The sequence below is a fragment of the Variovorax sp. WDL1 genome (assembly GCF_001541225.1).
Lineage (GTDB): Bacteria > Pseudomonadota > Gammaproteobacteria > Burkholderiales > Burkholderiaceae_C > Variovorax.
The window spans coordinates 1-618 of record NZ_LMTS01000051.1 but is presented as its reverse complement, the minus strand read 5'-3'; the positions used below and the strand labels follow the sequence as shown (position 1 = coordinate 618).

The following is a 618-nucleotide window of genomic DNA, read 5'->3' as shown; positions in this document are numbered from 1 at the left end:
GGGGTGACGTCCTTCACACGATTGAGATAGCCGATGCCGCGGGTGATCAGCTCGTGCTGCTCGATCGAAGCCAGTTCGGCCCGGTCGATCAGTTCGGCCTTGAGCAGTCGCGCCTTGAGGGACGCGGCGGCCTGACCCTTCTGCTCACCCTTGTCGCGGATGTACGCATCGCCCCACAGGTCACCGAGGCGAAAGCGCACCAGCGGGCGCTGCTTGGGATCGTCAACGCCGATGTAGCGCTGAACGAGCTTCTTGGCCTCGGCACCCGAGACCTTGACGTCGAAGTAGCGGTAGCTGGGGTCCCGGGCGGGGCCGACCAGCGCGGCGATGGTGCATGCCAGGAAAGGCTGCGCACGGCGGCCGCCCCGGACGGGCACTTCACGGACACGCTGGATGTAGCCGATGCCCGAGGTGTGGAGGTCGAAATACGATTTCTCGTTGGACGTGGTGTTCATGGTGAATCTCCATTGGGATGAAGCGGAGACACACCGGCCCACGCATGCGGGGAAGGTGCGTAACCCCGCGGTGGGTTGATAAGGCGAAAGCATCCGCCACCAGAGGCTGGTGGCCGCTCGCGGATGGATGCGGTGCGAGCTGGCTCGGTCACGCAGTGGGAAC

At 65.0% G+C, this 618-nt stretch carries 1 protein-coding gene; it reads right to left on the bottom strand.

Features of this window, described 5'->3' with window-relative positions; all coding sequences use genetic code 11:
- On the bottom strand, positions 1–455 hold a 455-nt coding region (locus APY03_RS08535), incomplete at its 3' end, for a DUF3577 domain-containing protein (protein WP_157103390.1).
- Positions 456–618: the final 163 nt, after the last annotated feature.